Source organism: Methylorubrum zatmanii (assembly GCF_014845115.1).
GTDB classification, from domain to species: domain Bacteria; phylum Pseudomonadota; class Alphaproteobacteria; order Rhizobiales; family Beijerinckiaceae; genus Methylobacterium; species Methylobacterium zatmanii.
Genome location: NZ_NKUI01000140.1, coordinates 1 through 10,101 on the forward strand (window position 1 = coordinate 1; position 10,101 = coordinate 10,101).

Sequence of the window (10,101 nt, forward strand, 5' to 3'; positions counted from 1 at the left end):
CCGGTCCGCCCGAAGCGCGGCTGATCGGCACCGGGTGACGTACCTGCATCGAGAGTGCGCCAGACCCCTTTTTCCACGCCGATTCTCAGCAGTGCCAGATTACCTTTGACCTTGAGTGTCAATTTCCGCGCCGAACTGCGCAGGGGAGGGGCCTAACGAGGACCGTACCTGCTATCTGCCCCGCCTCGTTCCGCCGTCGCGTATCCCGGGACGGGTTTCGGTCACGTGTTGCCCCTCCGCAGGGCGCAAGGTGCCGAAGCCGCCCTCCTCCCTCATGGAGTGCCGCCATGGGACCTGCGGCCTTGGGGACGTCTACTTCCTTGACGGGGGAACCGCGCGCTGACCGGCGCCCCGGGCCGCAATGTCCCGGGCATTCCGTGCCTCGTGGGTCTAGCTCCGGTGCGTCGAGCAACGGTTCAATGCCTGGAGGGTCCTGATGGACTGGGTCGCGCTCAAGGGCGCGCCCAACTGCGATACCGTCGAGCGCCTCGCCGAGCGCCCTCACCGGGTCCGCTGGCGGTCCCTCAACCGGCTGGAGCTCGCGGAGGCTGAGGTCATCGCGGCCGAAATAGACCATCTGTCATGTCGATCAGGCCAACGGCGGCGCCTTGAGGAAGTGGGCAGCCTTCCTTGGCCGGTGAGGGCTTGACCAACGACCTGGCGACCCTGGCCTTCGCCACCCGCTGCCCGGGGGAAGGTGAGGGCGCCCCGATCAGTGCCAGAATACCCCTCGCGCCGTGCCAGAGTACCGTGGGAATGACAAGAGAGGACGCCTTCGGGACGTCCAGCCCACGTTCGCATAAGATATATTATGGAACCTGAGTGGGCACGCGGCCCAGGCTCCCAGCCACATTAACCATACTCTCCCGACCGCTTCAGCCTCACCGGAGCCCGTTTGACCTGCCACCGATGCGCGCGGGACGCAGCCGGCGGAATCGTGCACACAGTATTCACATTGTCCGAGGCGGCCGGCGCCGGCCTCTCGCAATCGTCACAATCCTCGGCCAACAACCGGACATCGCTCAGGTCGCCCCGGCACCCGTCATGCTGCTCCGCCCGCTCTCCGGCTTGCTCCTCACCGCCGCCCTCGCCGGCTCGCTCGGTGTGCCCGCAGCCCGCGCGCAGCCCGATGCACCGCCGGTTGCCGCCCCTCAGCCAACGGCCCCGTCCGAGCGCCTGCCGGTCAAGCTCCAGCGGCTCGCCACGCTGTTGGCGAGGGACGGCGCTGTGCGGATCGTGGCCTTCGGCTCCTCCTCGACGGAAGGGGCGGGCGCGTCGTCACCGGCCATGGCCTACCCTGCCCTGCTCGAACGCGACCTCAAGGAGCGGCTCCAGATCGGCGCATCGAGCCCCCGGACGGTCACGGTGATCAACCGCGGCAAGGGCGGCGACACCTCGGAGGCGATGGCCCGGCGGCTGGAGCGCGACGTGCTCGCGGAGCGCCCCGATCTCGTGATCTGGCAGACCGGCAGCAACGATCCCCTGGCTGGCGTGCCGCTGGAGCGCTTCGTGGAACTGACCCGGGCCGGGCTGCTGGCGATCCGCGCCACGGGGGCCGACGTGGTGCTGATGGACCAGCAATGGTGCCGCAAGCTCTCGGGGCTCGACGGCGCCGCGCGCTACGGCGAGGCCCTGCACGCTCTGGCCGCCGAACTCGGCGTGCCGGTGATCCGCCGCCATGCGCTGATGCAGTCCTGGATCTCCCACGGCCTGATGACGCCGGCCCAGATGATCGGCCCCGACGGCCTGCACATGACCGATGCCGGCTACCGTCAGCTCGCCAAGGCCGCCGCCGCCCAGATCCTCGTCGGCGCCGGCCTGATCCAGCCCTCGCTCGCCCGGAACTGACCGGGGCAGGGCCGTCTTGTCCGAGTGACGCCCCCTCCCCGCTGCCTTGCCCCGCCATGATCCAGGCCGAACTGACCGAGGCGGCCCTGTCCGCCTTCCTCGATGCCTTCTACGCCAAGGTGCGCCGCGATCCGCTGATCGGACCGGTGTTTTCCGCCCGCATCGCCGACGCGGCGTGGCCGGACCACCTGGAACGGGTGGGCGACTTCTGGTCCTCGGTGCTGCTGAAGACCGCCCGCTACAAGGGCAACCCGTTCGGCCGCCATCTCGGCATCGCGGAGCTCGCGCCGACGCATTTCGCCCGCTGGCTCGGCCTGTTCGAGGAGACCGCCGCAGAGATGTTTTCACCCGACATCGCCGATGCGATGATCGAGCGCGCCCACCGCATCGGCGACAGCCTCAAGGCCGGGCTGTTTTTTCGACCGGGAAGCTAACGCTTTTCGATGCATTCGTGGAGCAAGGCACGAATATTCACGATCGTTATCAGCAAATCCATGATCCAAATCGATTAATTTTAATAGACTGCGAAAATTCATAATTTAACCAAGCGGATTAATACTATGGAAGCATTCTGTAGAATCAGAAGATCAGATTGACTGCTTTGATGCGCAAATCCTAATTTTTGCATCCTCAGGTTGATTCATCCGAGGTGCATTGCGATGTCGACGATCGTCACCGTTCATTTCGCAACCAATCGGATGCCGCTCACGGACGAAACCGGGACGACGATCATCGGATTCGGATCCGAACTGGGGCCTGTGGATGGAACCAACATCCGCTTCGGCTCGGCCCAGGCCGAGGTCGAAGGCACCGATGCCGTCTTCGTACCGGGCTCGCTCTCCGTCGCCGACGAGACGCTGTTCGGCCCGGAAATCAGGCGCGGAAGCCGCACGATCTTCGAACAATTGCGTGAGGACATGAAGGTCGGCGGCAGGCCGACCCTGATCGTGATCCACGGCTTCTCGAATTCCTTCGAGAACGCCATCGAGCGAGCGGCCACGATCCTGACCTTCTACGGCCTGGATGCGAATGTCTTCGCTTTCACGTGGCCCTCCGTCGGGAGCAACCTGCTGATCCCGCTCCCGTACCGGGATTACTTCCACGACCGGGGAACGGCGCGCGCCTCCGGAATGGCCCTCGCGCGCACGATGCGCATCCTCTACGATTTCATCGATGGGCTGCCAAAGGATCAGTTCTGCCGCCAACCGCTCCATCTCATCGCCCACAGCATGGGTGTCTTCACCCTCCGGCACGGGTTGCAGGCGCTGCTCGAGGTTCCCGTTGGGGAAGCGCGGGAATTCGCCTCCGCCATCGACGAGCCGCCGGCTGGCGGGCGCCGGACCTTCCCAGCCTTGTTCACCGTGCCGACCGAGGGGCCCGACCCGAACCGCCTGCGCCGGACCTTCGAGCAGATCGTGCTGGCCGCAGGCGACGAGGACGAGGACGCCTTCGAGAATCCGCGCGAGCTACAATATCTGCCGCGTCTGGCCCGACGTGTGACCGTCTATCATACGCATCGGGACTGGGTCCTCGCGACGCTGAGCGAGAAGACCAAGTTCAACGGGCCGCGTCTCGGCGTCGATGGGCCGGAGAACATGGCGCCGATCAGCGACAAGATCACCGCCGTCGATGTCAGCGATGGCTTCGATCCCAACGACGATTCCCAAAGCCACCAGTATTACCGGCTCTTCGATGCCGTCCGCGACGACATCGTCGCGGTCCTTCGAGGCGAACGGCAGGACAGGATTTCGAACCGGGATACCGCGGGGCCCGGTCGCTATCGGCTGGTCAAGGCTGCCCCTGCGCAGCGTGTCCGGTCCCGCGCGGCCTCCCGCAGGAAACCCTGATACGGGCTCCGCTCGAACAAAGCGGTCTCGTATCGGCAAGCCCGCGCGGCGTTTGAGCGAAGCCCAAATCCGCCATCCCGAAGGGATCAGCCGGATTTGGTATGAGAGAGCCCCCGGAACGGCAGCCGCTCGCCCTACAGATCGACCGTCGCCGTCAGCCCGTCATAGGCCGGCACCACCCCCGGCGGCAGTTTCCTCGCCAGCGTCGCGTAATCGAGATCGGTGTGGAGATTGGTGAGGATGGCGCGTTTCGGCGCGACCTCCTCGATCAGGGCCAGCGCGTCCGAGACCGAGTAATGCGACGGGTGAGGGGTCTCGCGCAGGGCATCGATGATGAGCAGGTCGAGGCCGCGCAGCCGCGCCTTGGCGGCCTCCGGCATCAGGCTCACATCCGGGGCGTAGGCCGCCGGCCCGAAGCGGAAGCCGTGGGCCAGCTCGTTGCCGTGCTCCATGCAAAAGGCCTCCGCTTCGACCGGGCCGCCCGCCCCGTCGATGATCAGCGGCTCGCCCGCCCGCATCTCGTGCAGATCGAGGATCGGCGGATAGGCGCTGCCCGGCGGTGTCTCGAAGGCGTATCCGAAGCGCTGGATCAGGAGCGCGCGGGTGAGGGGATCGGCATGGACCGGGACGCGCCGGTGCATGTGGATCACCAGCGGGCGCACATCGTCGATGCCGTGGGTGTGGTCGGCATGGGCATGGGTGTAGAGCAGGGCGTCGAGATGGCTGACACCGGCATCGATGAGCTGCTCGCGCAGATCCGGCGAGGTGTCGATCAGGACGGTGGTCGCGTCGCCCCCCTCACCTCCCTGGCCCTCGCGCCGCTCGACCAGCAGCGAACAGCGGCGGCGGCGGTTGCGCGGATCGGACGGGTCGCAGGCGCCCCAGCCGTAGCCGACCCGCGGCACGCCTCCGGAGGAGCCGCAGCCCAGGATACGCAGGGTCAGGCTCGGCATGCACCCTCCCCGGCTCCGGTCGCGGAGCTCATGTGGCGATCCCCTCGATCGCCGCGGCCTTCGAAAACAGCCGGTAGAAATTGGCCGTGGTGAGCGCGCAGAACGCCTCGAAGGGCAGGTCGAGGGTCCGGGCCAGGACGCGGGCGGTGTCGGCCGTGTAGGCCGGCTCGCAGCGCCGGCCGCGATGTGGCTCCGGAGCAAGGAACGGCGCGTCGGTCTCGACGAGGATGCGGTCGCGCGGCACGCTCCGGGCGATGTCGCGCAGGGCGTCCGAGCGGCGGAAGGTGACGATCCCCGAGAACGAGACGGAAAGGCCGAGTTCGACCCCGACCTGGGCCAGCCGCGCGCCGGAGGAGAAGCAATGCAGCACCGCCTTGAAGGGCTTGCGGCCCATCTCGTCGGTCAGCACCGCCTCCATATGCGCGTCGGCGTCGCGGGAATGGATCACCAGCGGCAGGCCGGAGAGGCGGGCGGCCTCGATATGGGCCCGCAGCACCCGCTCCTGCACCGCCTCCGGCGCGGCGTCGTCGTAATGGTAGTCGAGACCGGCCTCGCCGATGCCGACACAGCGCGGCGCCTCGGCGAGGGCGGCGATGGTCTCGGCCGGCACGTCCGGCTCCTCGGCCGCGCCGTCCGGATGGGTGCCCACGGTGTACCAGACCGCCTCGTGCGCCTCGGCGAGCGCCCGGTAGCGCTCCGCCTTGGCCACCCGCGTCGAGATGGTGAGGAGGCGCGTCACCCCGGCCTCCCGCGCGCGGGCGATCACGCCGGGAAGGGTCTCGGCGAAATCCGGGAAGTCGAGATGGCAGTGGCTGTCGACCAGCATGGTCTCTTCGGGCTGACGATGGTTCGGGGAAACGGCGGAGGCGGCGGTCAGGCCGTCGCCTCGGGCCGCTCGAAGCGCGGGAAGATCGGCGCCGGAGCGGGAAGCGCCGCGCCCGCCTGCAGGCGATGGTCCTCGCCGGTGAAGGCGAAGCTGCGCCGGTCCACCGGCACGGCGAGCAGATCGAGCAGGGCGGCCCCCGCCGTCGGCACGAAGGGCTGCACCATCAGGCCGACCCGGCGCAGGGTCTCGACCGTGACGTAGAGCACCGTGTTCATGCGCACCGGATCGGTCTTGCGCAGTTTCCACGGCTCCTCGGAGGCGAAGTAGCGGTTGGCCTCGCCGACCACGGCCCAGATCTCGGCCAGGATCGCGTGCAGGGCGAGATCCCGCATCAGCCCCCTCGCCTTCTCCGGCAGGGCCGCTGCGGCGGCGAGCAGGCGCGCGTCGGCCTCCGTGAAGGCGCCGGGCTCCGGCACCACGCCGTCGCAGTTCTTGGCGATCATCGACAGCGAGCGCTGGGCGAGGTTGCCGAGATCGTTGGCGAGATCCGCGTTGACGCGGTTGATGATCGCCTCGTGGTCGTAATTGCCGTCGCCGCCGAAGGGCGCCTCGCGCAGCAGGAAGTAGCGCACCGGATCGACGCCGTAGGTGCCGACCAGATCGAGCGGATCGACCACGTTGCCGAGCGACTTCGACATCTTCTCGCCGCGGCTGAGGAAAAAGCCGTGGCCGAAGACGCGCTTCGGCAGCGGCAGCCCGGCCGACATCAGGAAGGCCGGCCAGTAGACCGCGTGGAAGCGGACGATGTCCTTGCCGATGACGTGCAGGCTCGCCGGCCAGAACCGGGCGTTCGGGTCGGCCGCGTCGGGGAAGCCGGTCACCGTCAGGTAGTTGGTCAGGGCATCGACCCAGACATACATCACGTGGCCCGGCCGGTCCGGCACCGGCACGCCCCAGTCGAAGGTGGTGCGGCTGATCGAGAGGTCCTTGAGGCCGGAGCGCACGAAGCTCGCGACCTCGTTCATCCGTGTCTCAGGCGCCAGGAAGCCCGGCTGCTCTTCGTAAAGCTTGAGCAGACGGTCCTGATACTTGGAGAGGCGGAACAGGAAGTTCTCCTCCTCCATCCACTCCACGGGCGTGTCGGTCTTGATCGAGCGGCGGTTGCCGTCGGGGCCGAGCACCGTCTCGGCCTCGTCGTAATAGGCCTCGTCGCGCACCGAGTACCAGCCGGCATATTTGGCGAGGTAGATGTCGCCATTGGCCTCCATGCGCCGCCACAATTCCTGCGCGGCGGCGTAGTGATCGGCCTCCGTGGTGCGGATGAAGCGGTCGTAGGCGCAGTCGAGCCGGTCGGCCACCGCCTTGAAGCGCCCGGCCATGTCGTCGACGAAGGCGCGCGGCGTCACGCCGGCCCGGGCCGCCGTCTGCTGGATCTTGAGGCCGTGCTCGTCGGTACCGGTGGTGAACAGCACGTCCCGCCCGTCGAGGCGGTGGAAGCGGGCGATGGCGTCGGTGGCGATCACCTCGTAGGCATGGCCGATATGCGGCGCGCCGTTGGGGTAGGAGATCGCCGTGGTGATGAGGAAGGGCTCGTTCGCCTTCTCGCTCGCGCTCACGTCTGGGACCGTCCCGAATCGAGTGGATGCCGCGAGGAAAACCCTCGGCACAGCGTCGCGGCCGGGCAGGAGCCGGTGACCGGACGATGTGCGAGCCCTCCTCGCACGGCTTGCTCCGAGCCTTGTGGCGCGCATCGCCACGCAGCGCAACAGAGCCCGCCCCCGGAGCGGCCGGGCCTGCGGCGCTCAGTGTTGCAGAAATCCCATCGCGGCGGAAGAAACGCGGGCCGGCGCGAATAAGGCCATGTTTCCCGATTTTTCTGCGACGCGTGAGGCGCCGGCCCGGCCCCTCCTCTCCGGAAGCGCCGCGTCATGTTCGCCCGCCTCGCCCGAGGTTTCGCCAGACCGCTCCGCGCCTCGCCGTTCGCCCCGGCGCCGGCCGGCCCCGCAGCCGCGCTCGGGCCCGCCCTCGCCGCGCCCGGCCGGACCCGCAGCCGAAGCGGGGCCGGCCTCGCCAACCTGCAGATCCTGCGGGGCTTCGCAGCGGGGATCGTGCTCGTCCACCACGCGGCGACCTATGCGCAGGCCCTGCGCGGGGCCGAGCGCCCCTTCGCGACCCTCGACGCGATGATGGGCCTGTGGGGGGTCTCGGTGTTCTTCGCCCTGTCGGGCTTCCTGATGGCGGGGCTCGTCACCCGTGACAGGCCCCTCGTGTTCCTGGCCCACCGGGTCGTGCGCATCTTCCCGACCTATCTCGCGGTGGTGGCGCTGTTCGCCGCCTTGTTCGCGGCTTTGGGCCTGAGCGTCGGCGGGCTGACGCCGCTCGCCCTCTCGCTCGCCCCGGCCGGTCCGCGCAGCTACCCGCTCAACGTCGAGTGGACCCTCGTCTTCGAGACGAGCTTCTACGTCGTCCTGTTCCTGATCGCCGCCGCCGGCCTCGCCCGGCGCCTCGTTCCGCTGGCACTCGGCTGGCTCGCGCTCCTGGCCGCCGCCTTCCTGCTCCTGCCGGAGGGCGCGCGCGACGCGACCCTGCCGCCGCTTTACCTGCTGCCCCTCACGGCGGCCTGCATACCCTTCGTCGGCGGCCTGCTGCTGCCGCGGCTGATCGCGACGGGTCATATCCGCCCCGCCACCGGTCTCCTCGCCCTGCCGCTCGCCGCCGCCTGTCTCCTGGTCGATACCGACATGGCGCGCTGGCTGGGGGGCATCGCCGCCGTGCTCCTCGTCGGAGCCGCTGCCGCCGGCCCGCAGATCCGGTGCAGGGGATGGGCCGCCCGCGCGGCCCTGGCCCTCGGGGACGGGAGCTACGTGCTGTACCTCGTCCATGTCCCCGTGCTGACGCTGACCGCCTGGGCCTGCCCGGCGGAGTGGTCGGGCCTCGCCTACGGAGCGACCGGCCTCGCCGCCGCGCTCGCGGTCACGGCCCTGCTCGGGCCCCTCGACCTGACACTCTATCGGCGGCTGCGCCGCCGGATCGACGCGGCTCCCCTGCCCGCCCTGCGGCGCGGGCTGTCGCTCTACCTCGTGCTGTTCCTCGCCTGCGCGGCCTGGGGCAGCACGGAGACGGCCCGGAACGACTGGCAGGACGTCCGCGCCCGCGCCGCGTTGGCTCAATTGCCGCCGGACGTCTTCACCACGCCGTCCCTGGCGCGGACGGCGATCTCCGGCCGCGGATTGGCGCTGCCGCCCTCCGTGCAGAGCGCGCTGGAGGCGATCGAGCGCGTCTCGCCCACGGAAGCCGTGGTCAGCGCCTTCGCCTATGACGGGCAGGCGCCGAAGCGGGCGATGCGGCTCGCGCTGTTCTGCGGCGGGCAATTCGTCGGCCTCGACCGGCCGCGCCGGATGCGCAAGGATCTCGCCGCGCGCCCCGGCTTCGAAGGCTCCGGCAAGCGCCGGATCGGCTACCGGATGCGGGTCCCGGCCGAGGCCTGCTCCGCCGAGCGCGGGGCCGTCGCATTGGCGATCGACGGCGACGGCCTGATGGCGGTCCTGGAACCGCCCCCTGCCCTGTGATTCAGCCAGCCCGCGCGGCGTTTGAGCGAAGCCCCGATCCGCCATCCCGAAGGGATCAAATGGATTTGGGATGACGTCCTCGCTTCAGATCTCGCCTCGCCCGGCCTGCGCCAACACCTGGAAGGCGGAGAGCACCAGCGGCCGGCGGTCGAGATTGTAGATCGCGGCCTCCCGCGCCGCGGCGGCGATGCGCTCGGCGGCCTCCACCAGGGGCAGCAGGCGGGCCGGCCCCTCCCCCTGGCGCCGGTCGATCTCGGCGGCGACGTGGCGCTGCAGGCCGTCGAGGGCGGTGGCGAGCAGCGGCTCGGCATCGCGGCCGGCCAGGGTTTCGGCGAGCTTGAGCACCCGCCGCCAATCGGGCTCGGGCAGGCCGGCGAGCAGGGCGGAGACCTCTGCCTCGACCGCGGCGGTCGCCGGATCGAGCAGGGCCACCGCCCGGGCGACGGAGCCCTCGCTGAGCGCCGCCGCCCGCGCCAGGACGGCCGCGTCGACGGGCGGGAAGGGCGGCGGAAACCCCTCGATCACCGCGCGGACCTCAGCCTCCGCCAGGGGCCGCAACGCCAGGGCCCGGCAGCGGGAGCGGATCGTCGGCAGGAGACGGCCGGGCGCGTGGGAGACGATGAGGAAGATCGCCCGTGGCGGCGGCTCCTCGATCATCTTCAGGAGCGCGTTGGCGCTGTTGGCGTTCAGATCCTCGGCGCTGTCGACGATGCAGACGCGCCAGCCGCCCTCCCCGCCGGCGGTGGCGCCGAACAGGGCCAGGGCCTCGCGGGCGGCATCGACCGAGATGCGGGTCGGCAGGGTCTTGGCGCCGGGCGCCTGGACCCGGCGCAGGGCGACCAGGTTCGGATGCGAGAGCGCCGCCACCTGCCGCGCCGCCGGATGATCCTCCGGCAGGTCGAGCCCCGCGGGGGAGGGGAGCGTGCGCGGATCGGCGACGAGGCGGCGCGCCACCCGGTAGGCCAGGGTCGCCTTGCCGATGCCCTGCGGGCCGCCGATCAGCCAGGCATGGTGGAGCCGCCCCGCGGCGAGCGCCCCGGCGAAGGCGGCCTCGGCCT

Annotated in this window: 8 protein-coding genes; 4 read left to right on the forward strand and 4 right to left on the reverse strand. The window is 69.9% G+C overall.

Annotated elements, in window-relative coordinates:
• Positions 1–1,044: 1,044 nt before the first annotated feature.
• The 3 genes from MZTS_RS17030 (at position 1,045) to MZTS_RS17040 (ending at position 3,695) form a co-directional block, all read left to right on the forward strand.
• Entirely contained in the window at positions 1,045–1,848 is an 804-nt protein-coding gene (locus tag MZTS_RS17030) for an SGNH/GDSL hydrolase family protein (protein ID WP_192284741.1), read from the forward strand.
• A gap of 56 nt (positions 1,849–1,904) precedes the next feature.
• Positions 1,905–2,282, forward strand: a complete 378-nt coding sequence (locus MZTS_RS17035) for a group III truncated hemoglobin (protein WP_192284742.1) — start codon at positions 1,905–1,907, stop codon at positions 2,280–2,282.
• 225 nt (positions 2,283–2,507) lie between these two features.
• Complete coding sequence (locus MZTS_RS17040; protein WP_192284743.1) at positions 2,508–3,695, forward strand: alpha/beta hydrolase; 1,188 nt, start codon at positions 2,508–2,510, stop codon at positions 3,693–3,695.
• A 134-nt stretch (positions 3,696–3,829) separates the two neighbouring features.
• Here MZTS_RS17040 and MZTS_RS17045 read toward each other — a convergent pair whose 3' ends face one another.
• Genes MZTS_RS17045 through metG form a run of 3 tightly spaced genes read right to left on the reverse strand, consistent with a single transcriptional unit; the run spans position 3,830 to position 7,090 of the window.
• On the reverse strand, positions 3,830–4,648 hold the full coding sequence (locus MZTS_RS17045; protein ID WP_192284744.1) for an MBL fold metallo-hydrolase: 819 nt from the start codon (positions 4,646–4,648) through the stop codon (positions 3,830–3,832).
• Between the two features lie 28 nt (positions 4,649–4,676).
• Positions 4,677–5,474, reverse strand: coding sequence for a TatD family hydrolase (locus tag MZTS_RS17050; protein ID WP_192284745.1), 798 nt, complete (start codon positions 5,472–5,474; stop codon positions 4,677–4,679).
• A 47-nt stretch (positions 5,475–5,521) separates the two neighbouring features.
• Positions 5,522–7,090 carry a methionine--tRNA ligase gene (metG, locus tag MZTS_RS17055; RefSeq protein WP_192284746.1) on the reverse strand — a complete coding sequence of 523 codons (1,569 nt, stop codon included), beginning with the start codon at positions 7,088–7,090 and terminating at the stop codon, positions 5,522–5,524.
• A 312-nt stretch (positions 7,091–7,402) separates the two neighbouring features.
• On the opposite strand from metG, the gene MZTS_RS17060 reads away from it, so the two are divergent.
• Complete coding sequence (locus tag MZTS_RS17060) at positions 7,403–9,043, forward strand: acyltransferase family protein (protein ID WP_192284747.1); 1,641 nt, start codon at positions 7,403–7,405, stop codon at positions 9,041–9,043.
• Between the two features lie 84 nt (positions 9,044–9,127).
• On the opposite strand, the gene MZTS_RS17065 is transcribed toward MZTS_RS17060, so the two are convergent.
• On the reverse strand, positions 9,128–10,101 hold a 974-nt coding region (locus MZTS_RS17065), incomplete at its 5' end, for a DNA polymerase III subunit delta' (RefSeq protein ID WP_192284748.1).

What these genes read in the sequence shown, in the direction of transcription:
- MZTS_RS17040 (WP_192284743.1), top strand. Translation starts at nt 2,508, where the DNA reads ATGTCGACGATCGTCACCGTTCATTTCGCAACCAATCGGATGCCGCTC.
- MZTS_RS17045 (WP_192284744.1), bottom strand. Translation starts at nt 4,648, where the DNA reads ATGCCGAGCCTGACCCTGCGTATCCTGGGCTGCGGCTCCTCCGGAGGC.
- MZTS_RS17060 (WP_192284747.1), top strand. Translation starts at nt 7,403, where the DNA reads ATGTTCGCCCGCCTCGCCCGAGGTTTCGCCAGACCGCTCCGCGCCTCG.
- MZTS_RS17035 (WP_192284742.1), top strand. Translation starts at nt 1,905, where the DNA reads ATGATCCAGGCCGAACTGACCGAGGCGGCCCTGTCCGCCTTCCTCGAT.
- MZTS_RS17050 (WP_192284745.1), bottom strand. Translation starts at nt 5,474, where the DNA reads ATGCTGGTCGACAGCCACTGCCATCTCGACTTCCCGGATTTCGCCGAG.
- MZTS_RS17030 (WP_192284741.1), top strand. Translation starts at nt 1,045, where the DNA reads ATGCTGCTCCGCCCGCTCTCCGGCTTGCTCCTCACCGCCGCCCTCGCC.